We start from the raw sequence: 20,658 nt of genomic DNA on the forward strand, positions 1-20,658 counted from the left end.
GTTTATCGAATATAGACTTCGATAAAAAGTATTTTTACGGCATAAAAAATCCGAGTATTGTCCGCCTCACGCCAGCGATAGCACTTCACTGGCACCTCACTTTTAAGCCGTTGTCGACAACGACAAATAAGGACACTGCATGAAAAAGGTTCTGTTGTTTACCGCACTCGCGGCTGCCCTGACGGCTGGCCTGGCCCAGGCCGGCGAGAAACTGGTGGTCGCGGCCACTCCGGTACCGCACGCCGAGATTCTCGAGTTGATCAAGCCAACTCTCGCCAAAGAAGGCGTGGACCTGGAAATCAAAGTCTTCACCGATTACGTGCAACCGAACGTACAGGTCGATCAGAAGCGTCTGGACGCCAACTACTTCCAGACCCTGCCGTACCTGCAGAGCTTCAATGAAGGCAAAGGCACTAACCTGGTGACTGTGATCGGTGTGCACGTCGAACCTTTCGGCGGTTACTCGAAGAAAGTCAAAACCCTGGCTGAGCTCAAGGATGGCGCAACCATCGCCATCCCGAACGAGGGCAGCAACAGCGGTCGCGCTTTGATCCTGCTGCAGAAAGCCGGCCTGATCGAATTGAAAGATCCGAAAAACGCCCTGGCTACGCCAAAAGACATTGCCAAGAACCCGCACAACTTCAAGTTCAAGGAACTGGAATCGGCCATGCTCCCGCGCGTGCTGGATCAGGTCGACCTGGACATGATCAACACCAACTACGCGCTGGAAGCTGGCCTCAACCCAGCTAAAGACGCACTGGTGATCGAAGGCGCGGATTCGCCTTACGTGAACTTCCTGGTAGCTCGTCCAGACAACAAGGACAGCGTCGCGATCCAGAAACTGGCCAAGGCCTTGACCAGCCCTGAGGTGAAGGAATTCATCGCCAAGAAGTACAGCGGCGCGGTCCTGCCGGCGTTCTGATCACGCGATAAACCCCTTCAAGGTTTGAACGCCGACGGCTGCTGCAGCGTCGGCGTTTTTTTATGCCCGGGGGATTGATCCTGGCCACCTACGCCAATCCGGGGCATAGGTTTTTGCGTGATATCAATATGCTTTAACGGTATTTAAATCTTTCTTTTTATGCCTTTAAAGTCAGTGCCTGCCGAGCTGTTATCCACAGCCTTATGGACTGCACCACCGTCGTTTACCCAGCGACGTCCAGGATTCCCCATGACTTTTGACTACGCGTTTATCCTTGGCACCCTGCCGGCATTCCTGCGCGCCGTAGGCGTGACCCTGCAGGTGGGCTTGATCGCTATCGGCACCTCGTTGCTGGTGGCCGTGCTCAACGCCACCGTGCTGGTGCTGCGTACCCCCTACTTGCAGCGCCTGGTGGCGGTGTACGTCGAGCTGGCGCGCAATACCCCGCTGCTGATCCAACTGTTCTTCGTCTACTTCGCCTTGCCCGCGCTGGGGGTGAAGGTCTCCGGCTTTGCGGCAGCGATCATCACCATGACCTTCCTCGGTGGCGCGTACCTGACGGAAGTCCTGCGGGCTGGGGTCGAGGCGGTGCCGGCGGCGCAACTGGAATCGGGTCGCTCGATCGGCCTGTCCAACGGGCAATTGCTGCGCTACGTGATCCTGCCGCAAGCGGGGCTGCTCAGCCTGCCGTCGTTGTTTGCCAACTTCATCTTCCTGCTCAAGGAGACCACGGTGGTCTCCGCGGTGGCGGTGCCGGAAATTCTCTTCACCACCAAGAGCTACATCGCGCTGTATTACAAAACCTACGAAATGCTCGCCGTGCTCACGCTGATCTGCGTGCTGTTGTTCTTGCCGCTGTCGCTGCTGCTCAGCCGCCTGGAAAGGAGGCTCCAGCATGGCCAGTTCGGGTCTTGAGTTGCTCTGGGTGTCTCTGCCGCAACTGGCCAGGGGCGCTGCGCAAACCCTGTCGATCTCTTTCCTGAGCATCGCCATCAGCACCTTGGGCGGGGTGCTCTACGGCGTGCTGTGCAACCTCCATGTGCAATGGCTGAAGGTGGTCTTGCGGGTGTACCTGGAGCTGTTCCGGGCGATCCCGGTGCTGGTCTGGCTGTACCTGCTGTTTTTTGGCCTGCCGATCTTTTTTGGCCTGAGCCTGCCCAGTTTCTGGTGCGCGGTGTTGGTGCTGTCGTTGTGGGGCGCCAGCGAAGTCGGCGAAGTGGTGCGCGGGGCGTTGCATTCCTTGCCACGTGGGCAGCGTGAGGCGGGCTTGTCGATTGGCCTGTCCGGCCCGCAACTGTTCGGTTATGTGCTGTTGCCCCAGGCGCTCAAGCGCATGACGCCACCGACCATCAACGTCTACACGCGAATCATCAAGACCAGTTCGCTGGCGGTACTGATCGGCGTGGTGGATGTGATCAAGGTCGGGCAGCAGATCATCGAACGCACCTACGAGTCGGTGCTGATCTACGGCGCGTTGTTCCTGTTTTTCTTTTTTATCTGCTACCCGCTCTCGGCCGCCTCGCGTGTGCTGGAGCGGCGTTGGACGCAAGCATGAGCGCATTGATCGAGTTCAAGGGTTTCAACAAATTCTTCGCTGAGCAGCAGGTGCTCAAGGGCATCGACCTGAGTGTCGAGGCCGGTGAAGTGATTGTCATCCTTGGTCCCAGCGGCTGCGGCAAAAGTACCTTGCTGCGTTGCCTCAATGGCCTGGAAGTCGCTCATAGCGGAGAGTTGCTGTTTGCCGGGCGCCAGTTATTGGACAGCAACACCGACTGGCGCCAGGTGCGCCAGCAGATCGGCATGGTGTTCCAGAGTTACCACCTGTTCCCGCACATGAGCGTGCTGGACAACCTGCTGCTCGGCCCGCTCAAGGTGCAGAAGCGCGACCCCCGTGAAGCCCGTGAACAAGCCTTGGCCCTGCTCGAACGGGTAGGCCTGGCAGACAAGCGCGACGCCTTCGCCCGTCAGCTCTCCGGTGGCCAGCAGCAACGCATCGCGATTATTCGCTCACTGTGCATGAACCCTCAGGTGATGCTGTTCGATGAAGTGACCGCAGCCCTTGACCCGGAGATGGTCAAGGAGGTGCTGGAAGTGATCCAGGGCCTGGCGCGCGAGGGCATGACGCTGCTGATCGTGACTCACGAAATGGCCTTCGCCCGCGCGGTGGCCGACCGCATCGTGTTCATGGATGCCGGACGCATCCTGGAACAGAACCCACCCGAGATTTTCTTTACGAACCCGCAAACCGCACGCGCGCAGCAGTTCCTGGAGAAGTTCTCCTACGTCGAAGCTCTGCCGAAACAGGCAGCTGCGGCTCATTCGCAAAAAAAGGAACCGTTACCCTCATGAAAACTGCCAAGTCTTCCCTGCTGCTACTCCCCTTGTTCGGCCTTGCGCTGCTGGCCGGCTGCAACAAGACTGAAGAGCCGCCCAAGCCCAAAGTCGCCAGTGAAAGCACCGCGCCGGCCAGCTACCTGGAAAAAATCAAGGCACGGGACAAGCTGATTGTCGGCGTCTTCACCGACAAGCCACCGTTCGGTTTTGTCGATGAGGCGGGGCGCTACGTCGGGTTTGATACCGACATCGGCCGGCAATTCGCCAAGGACCTGCTGGGCGACGAGAACAAGGTCGAGTTTGTCGCCGTGGAGCCGGCCAGCCGGATCCCGTTTCTGCAAAGCGACAAGGTCGACCTGATCCTGGCCAACATGACCGTGACCCCCGAGCGCAAGGAAGCGGTTGAGTTCACCAACCCGAACCTCAAGGTGGCGGTGCAGGCGCTGGTGCCCCAGGCCAGTGACGTGAAGAGCCTGCAAGACCTGGCCAGCCGCACGACCATCGTCACCACCGGCACCACCGCCGATATCTGGCTGACCAAGAACCACCCGGACTGGAAACTGCTCAAGTTCGAGAAAAACTCCGAGTCTCTGCAAGCCCTGGCCAACGGTCGTGGCGACGCTTATGCCCAGGACAATCTGGTGCTGTTCAGCTGGGCCAAGCAGAACCCGGGCTACCGCGTACTCGACGAAACCCTGGGGGCCGAAGCACCGATTGCCCCGGCTGTGAAGAAGGGCAACATCGAGCTGCGTGACTGGGTCAATGCCGAGCTGGCGAAGCTGGGTGAAGAAAAGTACCTGCTCAAGCTCTATGACCAATATGTGCGCAAAGAGCTCAGCGACGACACCAAGCCTGAAAGCGTGATTGTCGAAGGCGGCAAGTGGCAGGGCTGAATTCTTCAGCGCTGCAGTGATCCTTGGGAGCGCTTCGCTGGTGGGTCAGCGAAGCGGTTTTTCGAGTGGCTCAATCCGGCCAGTTCCACGCCGGTTCATCGAGCATGCCCTGGCCGACCATTTCGCTCTGGCCGAAATTTTTCTCAAGCACAATGGCGTTGCACTCAGGGTCTTGTTGCAGCGCAGCAATTAAGCGGCTGGCGTGGGACACCACCCACAGCTGGCTCGCGTGTGAGGCGCGGATGATCAACCGCGCAAGTGCCGGCAGCAGGTCCGGGTGCAAGCTGGTTTCCGGCTCGTTGAGCACCATCAGCGTCGGTGGTCGTGGCGTCAGCAGCGCCGCGATCAGCAGCAGGTAGCGCAAGGTGCCGTCCGACAATTCGGCGGCGGACAGCGGGCGCAATAAACCTTCCTGATAAAACTCGATGGCAAACCGCCCGCCCTGCACCGGGGCGATGTTCAGGCGCGCTCCGGGGAAGGCGTCGCCGATGGCGGTTTGCAGGGCCTGCGGATCGCCGATTTCGCGGATGGTCTGCAGGGCTGCCGCCAGGTCTCGGCCATCGTGATGCAGCACCGGAGTGCGTGTTCCCAACTGCACCTGGCGCGCGGGTGCTTCGGCGTCCGTGCGAAAGTGATCATAGAAACGCCAGCCGCGAATCTGTTCGCGCAGCAGCAACACCTCGGGAGAGGAGCGCAGGTTGCCGACCTGGTCGAACAAGCTGTCGAAGGTCGGCGTGTGCTGGGCCAGCACCTCCCAGGTGGACCCTTCGCGGGCGCGGATCATCGGGCCGGCGCGATTGACCAGCAGGCTGGCAGGGCGATACAGGGCTCCAGCCCAAATGCACTCGCGCTTGATTTCCGGGTCCAGGGAAAAATACGACACCTCATCTGGCAGCGGCATAGGCAGCCCCAGGGCGATCGCATAACTGAAGTCGGTACCGCTGAAACCCAGGCGCAGGCGCATAGGTCCTTGGCGTTGCGACGCCTGGATCGGCACTTCCCCGTTGCGCATGCGCCGGCTGATGTTCTCCGGGCCGGCCCAGAAGGTTGAATCCAGCCCGCCTTCGCGCGCGAGCGCGTTGACCACGCCACCCTGGGCGGTCTCGGCCAGCAGGCGCAGGGCGCGGTAAAGGTTGGATTTGCCGCTGCCATTGGGACCGGTAATCAGATTCAGCCGTGCCAGCGGGATCACCAGTTTGTTGATCGAGCGGTAATTGGCCACGGCGAGGGTCTTGAGCATCCGCAAACTCCTTTGTAGCGAGGACTTGTCCGGGTTGTGACAGATCCGACACGAAACCATCCACACAGTGTGTCAGGATATTAGCCATTTAGCGCCCCACGCTGTGGCGCAGCGGATTGAATCCCGCCGATTTCAAGCTGTCCATGGAAGCGGCGCAAATTGATTTGCGCCACTGGATGCGTCGTTGCCACCCTGATCTAAGCTCTTGAGTCGTACGCCGCACATTCGCCCGCAACACGCAAAGGAGCCTGCATGGCTGGTCGTGGATTGAAAATTATTGTTGGCCTGAGTGTGTTTGGGCTACTGACCGCCTGCGGCGACAAGCCAGCGGTCGAGAAGGAACGCCCCAGGGTGTTCGTGCAAGAGGTCAAGCTGGCAGATTACGCCGCTTCCGTGACCCTGACCGGGGACGTGCAGGCACGGGTCCAGACCGATCTGTCATTTCGGGTTGGGGGCAAGATCATCCAGCGCACGGTGGATGTCGGTGACCGGGTGACGGCCAAGCAGGTGCTCGCCCGGCTCGACCCCAAGGACCTGCAGACCAGTGTCGACTCGGCCCAGGCCCAGGTGGTCGCCGAACAGGCGCGGGTCAAGCAGACCGCTGCGGCATTTGTGCGCCAGCAAAAACTCCTGCCCAAGGCCTACACCAGCCAAAGTGAATATGACTCGGCCCAGGCCGCGCTGCGCAGCAGCCAGAGCGCATTGGCCGCGGCGCAGGCGCAGTTGGCCAACGCCCGTGAGCAACTGAGCTACACCGCGCTGATTGCCGACGCACCGGGGATCATCACCGCACGCCAGGCCGAAGTCGGCCAGGTGGTGCAGGCCACGGTGCCGATTTTCAGCCTGGCCCGCGACGGCGAGCGGGATGCGGTATTCAACATCTACGAATCGCTGCTGACTGAACCGCCGGAAGACAAAACGGTGGAGGTCAGCCTGCTCGACAATCCGAAGATCAAGACCACCGGCACGGTGCGCGAAATCACCCCGGCGGTGTCGGCGCAAACCGGTACGGTGCAGGTCAAGGTCACCCTCAGTGAGTTGCCCGAAGGCATGCGCCTGGGCTCGGTGGTCAGTGCCACGGCCAATGTGCCGGGCAAGTCGGCGGTCGAACTGCCGTGGTCGGCATTGACCAAGAACCTCAGCGATCCGGCCGTATGGTTGGTCGACAGCCAGGGCAAGGCCCAGCTCAAGACCGTCACGGTCGGTCGCTACCTTTCCGGCAAGGTGATCATCAGCGACGGCCTGAGCGACGGCGAGAAAGTCGTCACCGCCGGCGGCCAGTTGTTGCACCCCGATGTGCGGGTGGAAATCGTTACCCCCTCTGCAAGCGCACCGCAATTGCCAGGAGTCCAGCCATGAAGCGCCTGGTGATGTTGCTGGGGGCCGGCCTGCTGCTGGCCGCCTGTTCCGATAAAGAGCCGCCGCCTGAGCCGGTGCGCCCGGTGCTGTCGATCGAAGTGCGCGCCTATGACCAGGAAAACCTCGGGCGTTTTGCCGGGAGTATCCAGGCGCGGTATGAAAGCAATACCGGGTTCCGGGTACCAGGGCGCATTGCCAGCCGCAACGTCGATGTCGGCAGCGAAGTGGCGAAGGGCGCCTTGCTCGCGACCCTCGACCCCACCGATCAACAGAACCAGTTGCGCGCCAGCCAGGGCGACCTGGCGAAGATCGAGGCGCAATTGATCAACGCCCAGGCCAATGCACGGCGCCAGCAGGAGCTGTTCAACCGTGGCGTGGGGGCGCAAGCCCAACTGGACTTGGCCCAGACCGACTTGAAAACCACCCAGGCGTCACTCGACCAGGCTCGGGCCGCCGTCAGGCAGTCCCAGGACCAGTTGGCCTACACCGAGTTGCGCACCGACCATGCCGCAGTCGTCACGGCCTGGAACGCCGAGGCTGGACAGGTCGTGACCGCCGGCCAGCAGGTGGTGACGCTGGCCCGGCCGGATATCAAGGAAGCGGTGATCGACCTGCCTGCAGACCTTGCCGAGCAGTTGCCTGCCGATGTGGTGTTTGTGGTGGCGGCGCAACTGGATCCGTCGACCCATACCACGGCGATCATTCGCGAAATCGAACCCCAGGCACAAAGCGCGACCCGCACCCGTCGCGCGCGCCTGACCCTGGCCGAGACGCCAGTGGGCTTGCGCCTGGGCACGGCCATCAGTGTCACCCTCAGCTCGGCCATCAAGCCGCGCATCGAGTTGCCACTCACCGCCGTGCAGGACGTCGACGGCAAATCGCGGATCTGGGTGATCGACCCGCAGAACCAGACCGTTTCCCCACGGGACGTCAGCCTGCTCAGCCGTGGTGCCGACAGTGTGATCCTGGGAGGCGGGGTGAAGAATGGCGAGCGTGTGGTCAGTGCCGGTGTGAACAGCCTCAAACCGGGGCAAAAAGTCAGAATCGATGAGGAAAGCCCGCGATGAAAGGGAGTTTCAACTTATCCGAATGGGCCCTCAAGCATCAGTCGTTTGTCTGGTACCTGATGTTCGTCGCCTTATTGATGGGGGTGTTTTCCTACCTCAACCTGGGCCGCGAGGAAGATCCCTCGTTCACCATCAAGACCATGGTTATCCAGACCCGCTGGCCGGGTGCGACCCAGGAGGAAACCCTCAAGCAGGTGACTGATCGCATCGAGAAAAAACTCGAAGAGCTCGACTCGCTCGACTACGTGAAAAGCTACACCCGTCCGGGTGAGTCCACGGTCTATGTGTACCTGCACGACACCACCAGCGCCAAGGACATTCCGGAAATCTGGTACCAGGTACGGAAGAAAATCGGCGATATCCACGGCAGCTTCCCGCGGGGCATCCAGGGCCCCTCGTTCAACGATGAGTTCGGTGATGTGTTCGGCTCGGTGTTCGCCTTCACCGCCGATGGCCTGTCGATGCGCCAGTTGCGCGACTACGTCGAGCAGGCCCGCGCGGAGATTCGTGATGTGCCGGGGCTGGGCAAGATCGAGATGGTCGGCCAGCAGGACGAAGTCATCTACCTGAATTTCTCCACCCGCAAACTGGCGGCGTTGGGCATCGACCAGGCGCAAGTGGTGCAGAGCCTGCAGACCCAGAACGCGGTGACTCCGGCCGGGGTGATCGAGGCAGGACCGGAGCGAATATCCGTGCGGACCTCGGGGCAGTTCGCCTCGGAGAAAGACCTGGCGACGGTCAACCTGCGTCTCAACGATCGTTTCTACCGCCTGGCCGACATCGCCGAGATTACCCGTGGCTACGTCGACCCGGCCGCGCCGATGTTCCGTTTCAACGGCCAGCCCGCCATTGGCCTGGCCGTGGCGATGCAGAAGGGTGGCAACATCCAGGAGTTCGGCAAGGCGCTGCACCAGCGCATGGACGAACTCACCGCCGACCTGCCCGTGGGCATCGGTGTGCACAAGGTTTCCGATCAGGCCGAAGTGGTAGAGGAGGCCGTCGGTGGCTTTACCAGTGCGCTGTTCGAGGCAGTGATCATCGTTCTGGTGGTCAGCTTCATCAGCCTGGGAGTGCGCGCGGGGCTGGTGGTGGCCTGCTCGATTCCGTTGGTGCTGGCGATGGTCTTTGTGTTCATGGAGTACAGCGGCATCACCATGCAGCGGATCTCCCTCGGCGCGTTGATCATCGCCCTGGGCCTGCTGGTGGACGATGCAATGATCACGGTGGAGATGATGGTCACGCGCCTGGAAATGGGTGAGACCAAGGAGCAGGCGGCCACGTTCGCCTATACCTCGACCGCGTTCCCGATGCTCACCGGGACCCTGGTGACCGTCGCCGGTTTTGTGCCGATCGGCCTCAACGGCAGCTCCGCCGGGGAATACACCTTCACCCTGTTCGCCGTGATCGCGGTGGCGATGCTCGTCTCCTGGATTGTCGCGGTGCTGTTTGCCCCGGTGATTGGCGTACACATCCTCAGCAGCAAGGTGAAGCCGCATTCCACCGAGCCTGGGCGTGTTGGCCGGGCCTTCAACGGTGGCCTGCTGTGGTGCATGCGCAATCGCTGGTGGGCCATCGGCATCACGGTGCTGTGCTTCGTGCTGGCGGTGTTCTCCATGCGTTTTGTGCAGAACCAGTTCTTCCCGTCATCGGATCGCCCAGAGATCCTGGTCGACCTCAACCTGCCACAGAACGCCTCGCTGGATGAAACCCGCAAGGTGGTCGACCGTCTCGAAGCCACCCTCAAGGGCGACCCTGACATCGTGCGCTGGAGCACTTACATCGGCCAGGGCGCGATTCGTTTCTACCTGCCACTGGACCAGCAACTGCAGAACCCGTACTACGCCCAGTTAGTGATCGTCAGCAAGGACTTCGAAGCGCGCACGGCCCTCAGCCAGCGCCTGCGTGAGCGTCTGCGCGAGGACTTCGTGGGTGTCGGCAGTTATGTGCAGGCGCTGGAGATGGGCCCGCCCGTGGGCAGGCCGATCCAGTACCGGGTCAGCGGCAAGGACATCGATCAGGTGCGCAAACACGCGATTGACCTGGCCAGCGAGCTGGACAAGAGCCCGCATATCGGCGAGATCATTTTCGACTGGAACGAGCCGGGCAAGGTCCTGCGCATCGACATTGCCCAGGACAAGGCGCGGCAACTCGGGCTGTCGTCCGAGGACGTGGCGAGCCTGATGAACAGCATTGTCAGTGGCTCGACGGTGACCCAGGTCGACGATGACATCTACCTGATCAACGTCGTCGGTCGCGCCGTGGATGCTGAGCGGGGCTCACCGAAGACTCTGCAGAACCTGCAGATCCTCACCCCGAGCGGAACCTCGATCCCGCTGCTGGCCTTTGCCACCGTGCGCTACGAACTCGAGCAACCTTTGGTGTGGCGTCGCGATCGCAAGCCGACCATCACCATCAAGGCGGCGGTGCGCGATGAGATCCAGCCAACGGATCTGGTCAAGCTGCTGAAGCCGGACATCGAGAAGTTCGCCGCAGCGTTGCCGGTAGGCTACAAGGTTGCCACGGGCGGTACGGTGGAGGAGAGCGGCAAGGCCCAGGGGCCGATTGCCAAGGTTGTGCCACTGATGCTGTTCCTGATGGCGACGTTCCTGATGATCCAGTTGCACAGTGTGCAGAAGTTGTTCCTGGTGGCGAGCGTCGCGCCGCTGGGCCTGATAGGGGTGGTGTTGGCGCTGATCCCGACGGGTACGCCCATGGGCTTTGTGGCGATCCTGGGGATCCTGGCGCTGATCGGCATCATCATTCGTAACTCGGTGATCCTGGTGACCCAGATCGACTCGTTCGAGCGCGACGGTTGTTCCCCCTGGGATGCCGTGGTGCAAGCCACCGAGCACCGCCGCCGACCGATCCTGCTGACGGCGGCCGCCGCGAGCCTGGGCATGATCCCGATTGCCCGGGAAGTGTTCTGGGGACCGATGGCCTACGCCATGATCGGCGGGATCATCGTCGCCACCCTGCTCACGCTGCTGTTCCTGCCGGCGCTGTATGTGGCCTGGTACAAGATCAAGGAGCCGACTAAAGAGGCGGTATAAAGGCGAGCGCCATGCGCTCATCGCGAGCAGACGGAGCGCCGCCCGACTCGCTCCCACAGTGGTTTTGGGTGCTTGCAGATATTGCATACACCCACGCAGGTCTATGTGGGAGCGGGCTTGCCCGCGATGGCGGTGTGTCAGGCGCCATCGATGCTGAATGTTCCGCCCCCACAGTGGTTTTGGAGTTCGCAGATCTTGCATACACCCTGCAGGCCTGCGATGGCGGTGTGTCAGGCGCCATTTGATGCTGAATGTTCCGCCCCGATCGCGGGCAAGCCCGCTCCCACAGTGGTTTTGGGGTTCGCAGATCTTGCATACACCCTGCAGGCCTGCGATGGCGGTGTGTCAGGCGCCATCGATGCTGAATGTTCCGCCCCCACAGTGGTTTTGGGGTTCGCAGATATTGCATACACCCAGCAGGCTTGTGTGGGAGCGGGCTTGCCCGCGATGGCGGTCTAACGGCCTACGCCGATTTACGCCAGACACTCGCCAGCCAAGGCTGCTGCTCGCGCGGCAGCCCGGCCGGGCGGTAGTAGTGTTCGAGCTCGACAAAACCCGCCTCGGTGAGCAATTGCTGCCACGCTTGAAGGTCGTGATACGCCCCGTATCGCGGGCCATTCCAGCCCTCTTGGTTGTCGCCACGGGGATTGGAACTGAACAGCACACCACCCGGTTTCAAGGTCCCGTGCAGTTGCCGTAGCACCCGCGGCAACTCCTGGCGTGGCACATGAAACAGCACGGCATTGGCGAAAATCCCGTCAAACCGATCGGCCGGCAGGTCGAGCTTGAGAAAGTCCTGCTGCCAGACCTCACAGCCGCTGTCCTCGCGGGCCATCCGGGCAAACTGCTCAGAGCCGTCGAGGCCGACGGCCGTATGTCCCAGGCGGGTGAACGTCTGCAAGTCCCGCCCCGGGCCGCAGCCGAAGTCGAGAATCTGCAGCGGCGCCTCACCCTGGATGTGCCGCAGCAGGGCCGCGATGTTCTGGCTGACGTCATGCTCGCGAGTGCCTTCGCGAAAGCCTTCGGCCACCGAATTGTAGTGATCCAGGGTGGTGGCGGTGATCTGTTGGAGGTCGTCGGGGGTGTGTTTCATGATCGGCTGCGCAGGCAAGGGGAGTGAGCCGAATATACCCTTTGCGGCCGAGGGTTCAACGCTTGTTCAAGCCGCGCGCCAACCGATCCCCGCCCAATTGAATCACCGCCACCAGAATCACCAGCAGCACGATCACCGTGAGCATGATCTGGCTGTCAAAGCGTTGGTAGCCGTAACGGTAGGCGATATCGCCCAGGCCACCGGCACCAATGGCCCCGGCCATGGCCGAGGAGTTGATCATGGTGACCAGAGTGATGGTGAACCCTCCCACAATCCCCGGCAGCGCTTCAGGCAGCAACACGTGCCAGATGATGTGCCAGCGGCGGCAGCCCATGGCCTGGGCCGCTTCGATCAGGCCGTGATCGACCTCGCGCAGGCTGACCTCGGCAATCCGCGCGAAAAATGGTGTGGCGGCAATGGTCAGTGGCACGACGGCGGCCCAGACGCCGTAGGTGGTGCCGACGATCAACCGGGTAAATGGGATCAGCGCGACCATCAGGATCAGGAACGGGATCGACCTGAACAGGTTCACAAAGGCCCCCAGCGCACGGTTCAGCGCCGGGGCTTGGTAGATCCCGCCCTTAGCGCTGGTGACCAGGATCACCGCCAACGGAATACCCGCCAGCAAGGCGATCAGCGATGACACGCCGACCATCAGGAAGGTATCGATAAAGCCTTGCAGCAAACGCTCAAACCACATAACCCAGCACCTCTACCTGTTGCGCCCATGCAGCGGCGCGTTGCCGCAATTGTTCGGTGTGCAAGGACGACCCCGACACTGCCAGCAGCAATTGCCCCAAGGCATGCCCCTGGATTCGCTCGACTCCGCCTTGCAGCAAGCGCACCCGGCCACCCAGGGCGCTGAACAGTGCAGCCAGGTCCGGTTCGTCCTGACTGCTGCCGGTGAACTGCAAGCGCAATACCACGGCGGCCTGGGCTGAGGCGGGTTGGGTTTGCAGGCGGCCTTGCAGGTCCTCCGGCAGGCTGTGTTGCAGCGGCGCCAGCAGGGTTTTGCTGACCTCGTGTTGCGGGTTGCCGAACACTTGCCAGACCGGGCCTTGCTCGACGATCTTGCCGTGTTCGAGCACCACTACCCGGTCACAGATATCGCGGATCACTGCCATCTCGTGGGTGATCAGAATGATGGTCAGGCCCAGGCGTCGGTTGATTTCGCGCAGCAGGCCGAGGATCGATTGGGTGGTTTCCGGGTCCAGCGCCGAAGTGGCTTCGTCGCACAGCAGGATCGCCGGATCGTGCACCAGCGCGCGGGCAATGCCGACGCGCTGTTTCTGCCCGCCCGAGAGCTGTGCCGGGTAGGCCTTGTGCTTGTCCTGCAGGCCCACCAGTTCGAGCAGCTCGCGGACCTTTTGCTCGCGCGCCGGTTTCGCCACGCCGGCGACCTTGAGTGGTAATTCGACGTTCTGCCACACGGTCTTGGCCGACATCAGGTTGAAGTGCTGGAAGATCATGCCGATGCGCCGACGCAGGTGCACCAGGCGGTCTTCGTCGAACTCGCCGATGTCCACCTGATCGATCAGCACCCGGCCCGAGGTTGGTTGTTCGAGGCGATTGATGGTGCGGATCAGCGACGACTTGCCGGCACCGCTGCGGCCGATGATGCCGAACACCTCACCGCGCTGGATCGCCAGGTCGATGCCGTGCAGCGCGGCGACCGGGCCTTGCTGGCCGTTGTAGGTCTTGCCCAGGCCGATGAAACGGACGTGGGCGTGATTGAGGTCGGGGTGCAGTTCAGTCTGGACCGCGTTGTGGGGCTCTGGAATTTCCAGTCGCAGTTGGCTCGCGGCGCTCATGCTCAGCTTTCCCAGCCGGCTTGGTAGAGCTTGCCGTGGGCTTTATCCAGGGCAGCGCGAACGGCGGGTGAATGCTGGTAGATGTCGACGAACTTGATCAAGCGAGGGTCGGTTTTGCTGTTGGGCTGGATCACGAACTGGATCACGTATTCCTTGTGGTCGAGACCGTCGAACAGCAGCGCGGAGCCGGCGTCGAATGTCTTGGCCAGGCGAATGTAGGCTGGGTACCCCTGCACCAGGTCGGCGTCGTCATAGGCGCGCACCAGTTGCACGGCTTCGACCTGGAGGATTTTGATCTGCTTCGGGTTGGCGACGATGTCGTCTTCGGTGGCCTTGTAGCCCACCCCATCCTTGAGCGTGATCAAGCCGGCCTTGGCCAGCAGTTGCAGGCCACGACCGCTGTTGATCGGGTCGTTGGCGATGGCCACGCTGGCGCCTTCGGGCAGCTCGGCGAAACTTTTGTATTTCTTCGAATACAGGCCGACGTTGTTGATGATCCCCGGGGCGAACGGCACCAGGTCGAAGCCGGCGGCGGCCTTGGCGTTTTCCAGGAAGGGGATGTGCTGGAAGTAGTTCACGTCGATGTCGCCCGAGGCCAGGCTGACGTTGGGTGCGATCCAGTCGCTGAACTCCACCAGCTCGACTTTCAGGCCTTGCTTGCCGGCCTCCTCGACCGCGGCCTCCAGGGGAATGGCGAAGGCGGCGGTGGTGCCGACCTTCAGCGGCGCGTCGGCGGCGAAGGTCACGGAGCTGAAAAGGCCGAGGGCCAGTGCCAGTGCTTTGACTGGGTGGGTGAACAAGGTGTTTTTCATGATGGGTTTCCAGTCATAGAGTTGGGTTGTTTGGGAGGCTCTTCGCGAGCAGGCTCGCTCCCACAATGGTTCGTGGGACCGGTCAGCGGCGAAACGTCGAACCGGTGTGCTGTTCGGGTAATTGCGCGGCCCCTTGAAACAGCTTCTCGCGCAAGGTGCCCTGGTCATACGCGGTCTTGTACGAACCACGGCGCTGCAACTCGGGAATCACCAGCTCGATGAAATCCACATAGCTTTCCGGGGTGACGATGCGGGTCAGGTTGAAGCCGTCCAGGCCGGTTTCGGCGATCCATGACTCCAGCTCGTCCGCCACCTGTTCGGGTGAACCGACGAGGGTGATGTAGCGACCGCCCAGGGCGTGCTGATCGAGCAGTTTGCGCCGGGTCCAGTCGTTGTTTTTCAGGTGCTGGGTGGCGGATTGGATGGCGTTGCTTTTCACGTACTGGATAGGCTCGTCCAATCCGTACTGGGAGAAATCGATGCCAGTGGAGGCGGAAAAATGCGCCACTCCGGCTTCGGCGCTGGCGTAGCTCAGGTACTCGGCGTGCTTGGCCCAGGCGGCCTCTTCGCTGGCTCCGACAATCACGTTCAAGCCCATGAATACCTTGATGTCGTCTGGGTTGCGTCCGGCGCTGACGGCGCTGGCGCGCACCTTGTCGACCTGGGCCTTGGTCGAGGTTTTGTCCTGGCCACTGATGAACACGCACTCGGCGTGTTGCCCGGCGAATTGCAGGCCGCGACTCGAACTGCCGGCCTGGAACAGCACCGGGGTGCGTTGCGGCGAGGGTTCGCACAGGTGATAACCCTCGACCTGATAGAACTCGCCGTGGTGCTCGACCTTGTGCACTTTACCCGGCTGGGCGTAGATGCGCTGCTGGGGGTCGTTGAGTACCGCGTCCGCCTCCCAACTGCCCTCCCAGAGCTTGTACAGCACCTGCAGGTACTCGTCGGCCTGGTCGTAACGCCGGTCATGTTCGACCTGCTCGCTCAGGCCCATGGCCTTGGCGGCGCTGTCGAGGTAGCCGGTGACAATGTTCCAGCCCACCCGCCCACGGCTCAGGTGGTCGAGGGTCGACATGCGCCGGGCGAACAGGTACGGCGGTTCATAGGTGAGGTTGGCGGTGAGGCCGAAGCCGAGGTTACGGGTCACCGCGGCCATGGCCGAAACCAGCAGCAGCGGGTCGTTGACCGGCAACTGGATCGACTCCTTGAGCGGTACGTCCACCGAGCCCTGGTACACGTCATAGACACCGACGATGTCGGCGATGAACAAACCGTCGAATAGCCCGCGCTCCAGCAGCTGCGCCAGCTCAGTCCAGTACTCGACGTTCTTGTACTGGGTCGAGTTGTCTCGTGGATGGGTCCACAGGCCGTGATTGATGTGCCCGATGCAGTTCATGTTGAAGGCATTGAGGAGGATTTTTTTCTTCGCGTGCACGGGGCTGCTCATCAGATGGTCCCTCGCAGCGGCGGGTTTTCATCATTGAGGTAGTAGTTGCCCACCGCGTGGTATTTCCAGCGCACCGGATCATGCAAGGTATGCACGCGGGCGTTGCGCCAGTGCCGGTCCAGGCCATGCTCGGCCAGCGTCGCCTGGCTACCGGCGAGCTCAAACAGGGTGCTGCCGGCGGCCAGGGAGATTTCGCTGCTGATGGCGCGGGCTTCGGCCACGGCAATCGAGGCGGCCGCCACGGTGTCTGCGTTGGTGTTGCGCTGAGCCTGGTCGAGGAATTCACCGGCACGCTCCAACAGCGCTTCGGTGGCGTGCAGGCGGATGCTCAGGTGACCGAAGCTTTTCAGTGTAAGCGGGTCTTGGGTGGCCTGGTCGTTGCCGGAGTCGATCCACGGGCGGGTCTTGGTCCGCACGAAGTGCAGCGCGTCTTCGTAGGCGGCGCGGGCGATACCGGTGTCGATGGCGGCGTGGAGAATCTGCGCCAGCGGGCCGACCGGGGTCGGACGCTCGAAGGCGCTTTGAAACGGCACCAGGTCGTCGGCAGACACATAGACGTCCTCGAACACCACCGAGCCGCTGCCTGTGGTGCGTTGGCCGAAGCCGCTCCAGTCGTCGATCACCGTCAGGCCTTGGCTATCGCGGGGCACGAAGGCCAGTTGCTGGACGCCATGGTCATCAACCACTGAGGTGGGAATGCGCTGGGCGTAGAAGGCGCCGGTGGCGTAGAACTTGCGGCCGTTGATGCGGTAGCCCTGGCCATCCTGGGTCAGGCGGGTGACCCGGTCATGGGCGGTCTTGGTCCCCAGTTCCGCCAGGGCATTGCCGAAACGCTGGCCGGCGAGCACTTCGGCGTACAGGCGTGTTTTCTGCGCCTCGCTGCCGTTCACCCGCAGGACTTCGAGGGCATAAAAATGGTTCTGCGGAATCTGCCCCAGGGAACCATCAGCCTGGGCGATCAGGGCGATGACCTTGGCCAGGGTGACGTTGGACACCCCGGCGCCGCCATATTCGCGCGGGACGCTGATGCCCCACAGGCCCGAGCGCGAAAACACTTCCAGCTCCGGATAAGGCAGACGACGTTCACGGTCGCGCAGAGCGCTGTCGCGGCGCAAGTCTTCGGCCAGGTCGCTGGCGACAATAAGGGCTTGTTCATCGCTGGTAATGACCGCGACGGAATGGGAAAACGTCATGTAAATCTCCAGATGTCTGGTCGGTCAGATCCAGGAATGCCGGTTCGGCAAGGTGCCGTTGAGGCGGTAGTCGCCCACGGCGTGGTACTTCCAGCGCACCGGGTCGTGCAGGGTGTGCACGCGCGCATTGCGCCAGTGACGATCGAGGTTGAATTCGGCGAGGGTGGCGCGGCTGCCGGCCAGCTCGAAGAGCTTTTCGCTGGCGAGCAACGAGATCTCGGTGGTCAGCACCTTGGCCTCGGCGACGGCAATCGAGGCGCGGGCGGCGGAAGCGGCAGTGACCGGTGCCGCGCTGACCTGATCCAGCACCTTGCCGGCCTTGCGCAGCAGCGCTTCGGCGGCGTGCAGTTCGATCTTCAGTTTGCCGATGTCGGCAATCACGTACAGGTCATCACTGGCGCGGTCGACCTTGGCATCGATCCACGGCCGGGCGCGGGTGCGTACAAATTCAATGGCGTCGTCGAGGGCGCCGCGAGCAATGCCGGCGTCGATGGCGGCCTGGATCAGTTGGGAGACGGCACCCTGGATATTCGGGCGCTCGTTGAGCCGCCAGTTTTCCACCACCAGGTCGGCGTCGACCCGCACGTTGTTGAGCAATACGGTGCCGCTGGCGGTGGTGCGCTGGCCAAACCCCGACCAGTCGTCCACCACCCGCAGTCCCGGGGTGCCACGACGGATAAACGCCATCACCTGCTTGCCGTCGTCGTTGAGCGCCTTGACCGCGATCCAGTGTGCGAAGAGGGCACCGGTGGAGTAGAACTTCTGGCCATTGAGCACCCAACCATCGCCTTGGGCGGTGATACGGGCCTTGAGTTCCAGGGTGTTCTTGTTGCCCCGTTCCGGGCCGGCATTGCCGATGCGCGAACCGTTGAGCACGCTCTGGAACAACTGCTGTTTCTGCGGCTCGCTGGCCACATGTTGCAGCAGGTTGAGGATGCCGAACTGGTTCTGCGGAATTTGCCCCAGTGCCGGGTCTGCCGCGGAAATGATCGCGAAGACTTCAGCCAGGGTGACGTAGGAAACCTGTGGGCCACCAAAGGCTTTGCCAATGGCGATACTGCCCAGGCCGCTGCGGGTGAACTGCTCGATTTCCGCCCAGGGCAATTTGCGTTGCTGATCGCGGCGCGCGGCTTGCTGGCGGGCGACAGCCGCGAGTTCGTGGGCAGCTTCGAGGGCTTGTGCGTCATTGCCGAGCACCTGTGCGGGCAGCAGCGGCGGGGCGATGTCCAGATCGCTCTGGATGTTTGCTTCGGCCAGACTGGACATCACTGCCACTCCTTGGCTGCACGCAATGCCCTGGCGATCTGCACTGGGGTGATTGTGTTCCGGACCATACCTACCTCACATCTCATGGATAAGCCGCGTCGTGCGGCGAAATCAGAATCAAGAATGTCCGGTGGTCCGGTGCATATACCCTAATCGCGTATAAAAAATTAATAAACTAACTTTTAGGAATATACATAGAAGGTCCGTGCGCTGTTGCCTCAGGGTCGGCTGGCAGCCTGGCGCCGGGTGGGCAGCAGCCGATTCGCAACAGGCGCGCAGGCGCCCAGCGTGAGTTGTTGCCCACCCGATCGAGAATGCAGTAGGTCACTTCCAGGCGACTGTCCTCTCCGGCCTCGAGAATCACTGCCGACGGCACCCACAGGTTGATCGGTTTGCCGACCTCGCCGGGCTTGACCTTGGGCAGGTCCAGGCGCACATCGCCCCAGCGCAGGGTGATTGCATCGGCGGTGGCCATGTTCAGGTAAGGCTCGATGGTCAGCGGCACGCCGCGTTTCATCTGGTTCGGGTTGACCCCATGCTTGCGGATCATCTCTGGAATGCCCAAGGGCGCCAGCCCCTGGTTTTCATCGGCGCACTGGCTGTGTGGTTGCCCACCGGGGCAGTCGAGCTTGACCTGCACTCGCTTGGTCGCTGAGCGCGCCGGGTCATGGCCGACTTGCATGACCCGATAGTGGATACCGGACCTGCCGTTGCGGATAAAGCTCTCGGGCACCCGTAGGTGGATGGGCTGGCCGATATCCGCGGCTTCCAGGACCTTGGAGGCGACGTAGCTAGTGTCCCAGAACAGCTCGATCAGGTCGCCTTCTTCCATGCTGGCGTAGGGGGCAATCTCGATCAGCAGATGAGCCGCTGAGACACCGTTAATGGCGGATCCCGACGATTGCGCCAGGCGTGGAGCCGTCAGTTCTACTTTGTTCCGCAGACAGGTCATGCGTGTTCTCCTTGAAATACCGCAGCGAAGTCCGTTTCGAAGTTGCGTTAGTTCACATTGATTCAGGGTGTCGAGTTCAAGTGATAGCCGATTGGTTAATGCCGGTGTGCAGTTAATTGGCGTCTAGATAAGAGCGCGCCTGATAGGGTGTCAATAGATGAAAGTTGGGAAGTTGGTGATCCTTGGTCAATCAGAAATGTCCTACCTTGGAGGCGTTTCCAGCGTACAGGTGATTGGGGTTTTTCTCGGATGATCAAAGCTATAGAACTATAAAGCAGGCTATTTTCGGGGCGGCGAGACGCAGAGCCTGGGCCAAGGTACGCCGCCGGAGGAAAGGGGAGGACGTATCTATTTATTCCGTGTGCGCGTAGGGATAAATACCAGGGGGGAGTTATTGTTTTTAACAGGCGCCACTTCCTTCCGTGGAAAGTGACTGTTGCAAATGGGAAGTTGCGGGTTGCGCGAAACTTCAGGCGTTAAGAAACTTGCTGAGAAACTGTCGGGTACGCTCTTCCTTGGGGTTGGCAAACAAGGCCTTGGCTTCGCCTTGTTCAACGATCACGCCCTTGTCAAAAAACACCACGCGGTTGGCCACGTCGCGTGCAAAGCCCATTTCGTGGGTGACGATGACCATGGTGCGTTTTTCTTCCGCCAGGCCACGAATGGTCGCCAGCACTTCACCGACCAGTTCCGGATCCAGCGCGGAGGTTGGTTCGTCGAAGAGGATCACTTCCGGCTCCATGGCCAGCGCCCTGGCGATCGCCACGCGCTGTTGCTGGCCGCCGGAGAGCCGGCGCGGGTAGGCATCTTCCTTGCCCGCCAGGCCGACCTTGGCCAGGAGTTTGCGGCCCAGTGCCAGGGCCTCCTCCCTGGGAATCTTCTTGACCACCAGTGGCCCTTCGGTGACGTTTTCCAGCGCCGTGCGGTGCGGGAACAGGTTGAAGTTCTGGAACACGAAGCCCACGTGCTGGCGCAATTGGCGCACCAGGCCCTGCTGCTGGTTCAGCGGGCGGCTACCATCGATCTCGATGTCGCCGACCTTGATCCGGCCACTGCTCGGCTCTTCGAGAAAGTTCAGGCAGCGCAGGAAGGTAGTCTTGCCCGAGCCGCTGGGGCCGATGATGGCGACCACCTCGCCTTCCTTGACCTCCAGGTCGATGCCATTGAGCACAACTTGACCCTTGAACTGCTTTGTCAGTTTTTCCACGACAATCAT

18 protein-coding genes are annotated in these 20,658 nt (G+C 61.8%); 8 read left to right on the top strand and 10 right to left on the bottom strand.

What is annotated here, in order from left to right; genetic code table 11:
• Window positions 1-139 precede the first annotated feature (139 nt).
• The 5 genes from PspS04_RS00940 to PspS04_RS00960 all read left to right on the top strand — a co-directional run bounded on the left by PspS04_RS00940 (window position 140) and on the right by PspS04_RS00960 (window position 4,149).
• A complete protein-coding gene (locus PspS04_RS00940; protein ID WP_095170635.1) occupies window positions 140-922 on the top strand; it encodes a MetQ/NlpA family ABC transporter substrate-binding protein in 783 nt (260 codons plus the stop codon).
• Between the two features lie 249 nt (window positions 923-1,171).
• Window positions 1,172-1,837, top strand: coding sequence for an amino acid ABC transporter permease (locus tag PspS04_RS00945; RefSeq protein WP_159993110.1), 666 nt, complete (start codon window positions 1,172-1,174; stop codon window positions 1,835-1,837).
• Window positions 1,818-2,477 carry an amino acid ABC transporter permease gene (locus PspS04_RS00950; protein ID WP_095170631.1) on the top strand — a complete coding sequence of 220 codons (660 nt, stop codon included), beginning with the start codon at window positions 1,818-1,820 and terminating at the stop codon, window positions 2,475-2,477. Before PspS04_RS00945 ends, PspS04_RS00950 begins: the two co-directional genes overlap by 20 nt.
• A complete protein-coding gene (locus tag PspS04_RS00955) occupies window positions 2,474-3,271 on the top strand; it encodes an amino acid ABC transporter ATP-binding protein (protein ID WP_095170629.1) in 798 nt (265 codons plus the stop codon). The genes PspS04_RS00950 and PspS04_RS00955 overlap by 4 nt, the downstream gene beginning before the upstream one ends.
• On the top strand, window positions 3,268-4,149 hold the full coding sequence (locus PspS04_RS00960; protein ID WP_159993112.1) for a transporter substrate-binding domain-containing protein: 882 nt from the start codon (window positions 3,268-3,270) through the stop codon (window positions 4,147-4,149). Before PspS04_RS00955 ends, PspS04_RS00960 begins: the two co-directional genes overlap by 4 nt.
• A 70-nt stretch (window positions 4,150-4,219) precedes the next feature.
• Here PspS04_RS00960 and PspS04_RS00965 read toward each other — a convergent pair whose 3' ends face one another.
• Window positions 4,220-5,389 carry an AAA family ATPase gene (locus PspS04_RS00965; RefSeq protein WP_095170625.1) on the bottom strand — a complete coding sequence of 390 codons (1,170 nt, stop codon included), beginning with the start codon at window positions 5,387-5,389 and terminating at the stop codon, window positions 4,220-4,222.
• Between the two features lie 252 nt (window positions 5,390-5,641).
• On the opposite strand from PspS04_RS00965, the gene PspS04_RS00970 reads away from it, so the two are divergent.
• The 3 genes from PspS04_RS00970 to PspS04_RS00980 are packed head-to-tail and all read left to right on the top strand — an operon-like array spanning window position 5,642 to window position 10,865.
• Window positions 5,642-6,748: an efflux RND transporter periplasmic adaptor subunit gene (locus PspS04_RS00970; RefSeq protein WP_159993114.1), complete on the top strand. Its 1,107-nt coding sequence runs from the start codon at window positions 5,642-5,644 to the stop codon at window positions 6,746-6,748.
• On the top strand, window positions 6,745-7,815 hold the full coding sequence (locus tag PspS04_RS00975) for an efflux RND transporter periplasmic adaptor subunit (protein WP_095170621.1): 1,071 nt from the start codon (window positions 6,745-6,747) through the stop codon (window positions 7,813-7,815). Before PspS04_RS00970 ends, PspS04_RS00975 begins: the two co-directional genes overlap by 4 nt.
• Window positions 7,812-10,865: an efflux RND transporter permease subunit gene (locus PspS04_RS00980; protein ID WP_095170619.1), complete on the top strand. Its 3,054-nt coding sequence runs from the start codon at window positions 7,812-7,814 to the stop codon at window positions 10,863-10,865. Before PspS04_RS00975 ends, PspS04_RS00980 begins: the two co-directional genes overlap by 4 nt.
• A gap of 463 nt (window positions 10,866-11,328) precedes the next feature.
• Here PspS04_RS00980 and PspS04_RS00985 read toward each other — a convergent pair whose 3' ends face one another.
• From PspS04_RS00985 to tcyN, 9 genes are all read right to left on the bottom strand, one after another.
• Window positions 11,329-11,958 (bottom strand): class I SAM-dependent methyltransferase, encoded by a 630-nt coding sequence (locus tag PspS04_RS00985; protein WP_159993116.1) that lies wholly within the window; start codon window positions 11,956-11,958, stop codon window positions 11,329-11,331.
• Between the two features lie 55 nt (window positions 11,959-12,013).
• Complete coding sequence (locus tag PspS04_RS00990) at window positions 12,014-12,658, bottom strand: methionine ABC transporter permease (protein ID WP_095167511.1); 645 nt, start codon at window positions 12,656-12,658, stop codon at window positions 12,014-12,016.
• Window positions 12,648-13,769, bottom strand: a complete 1,122-nt coding sequence (locus PspS04_RS00995; RefSeq protein ID WP_159993118.1) for a methionine ABC transporter ATP-binding protein — start codon at window positions 13,767-13,769, stop codon at window positions 12,648-12,650. Before PspS04_RS00995 ends, PspS04_RS00990 begins: the two co-directional genes overlap by 11 nt.
• Window positions 13,770-13,771: 2 nt before the next feature.
• Window positions 13,772-14,581, bottom strand: coding sequence for a MetQ/NlpA family ABC transporter substrate-binding protein (locus tag PspS04_RS01000; protein ID WP_095167508.1), 810 nt, complete (start codon window positions 14,579-14,581; stop codon window positions 13,772-13,774).
• Window positions 14,582-14,663: 82 nt separating this feature from the next.
• Window positions 14,664-16,031: an LLM class flavin-dependent oxidoreductase gene (locus tag PspS04_RS01005; RefSeq protein WP_159993120.1), complete on the bottom strand. Its 1,368-nt coding sequence runs from the start codon at window positions 16,029-16,031 to the stop codon at window positions 14,664-14,666.
• Window positions 16,031-17,224 (bottom strand): SfnB family sulfur acquisition oxidoreductase, encoded by a 1,194-nt coding sequence (locus PspS04_RS01010; protein ID WP_159993122.1) that lies wholly within the window; start codon window positions 17,222-17,224, stop codon window positions 16,031-16,033. The genes PspS04_RS01005 and PspS04_RS01010 overlap by 1 nt, the downstream gene beginning before the upstream one ends.
• Window positions 17,225-17,248: 24 nt before the next feature.
• Window positions 17,249-18,490, bottom strand: a complete 1,242-nt coding sequence (locus tag PspS04_RS01015; protein WP_095167503.1) for an SfnB family sulfur acquisition oxidoreductase — start codon at window positions 18,488-18,490, stop codon at window positions 17,249-17,251.
• Window positions 18,491-18,665: 175 nt separating this feature from the next.
• Window positions 18,666-19,442 carry a hypothetical protein gene (locus PspS04_RS01020; protein WP_159993124.1) on the bottom strand — a complete coding sequence of 259 codons (777 nt, stop codon included), beginning with the start codon at window positions 19,440-19,442 and terminating at the stop codon, window positions 18,666-18,668.
• 469 nt (window positions 19,443-19,911) lie between these two features.
• Window positions 19,912-20,658 (bottom strand): L-cystine ABC transporter ATP-binding protein TcyN, encoded by a 747-nt coding sequence (tcyN, locus tag PspS04_RS01025; protein ID WP_095167502.1) that lies wholly within the window; start codon window positions 20,656-20,658, stop codon window positions 19,912-19,914.

Source organism: Pseudomonas sp. S04 (assembly GCF_009834545.1).
GTDB lineage: Bacteria > Pseudomonadota > Gammaproteobacteria > Pseudomonadales > Pseudomonadaceae > Aquipseudomonas.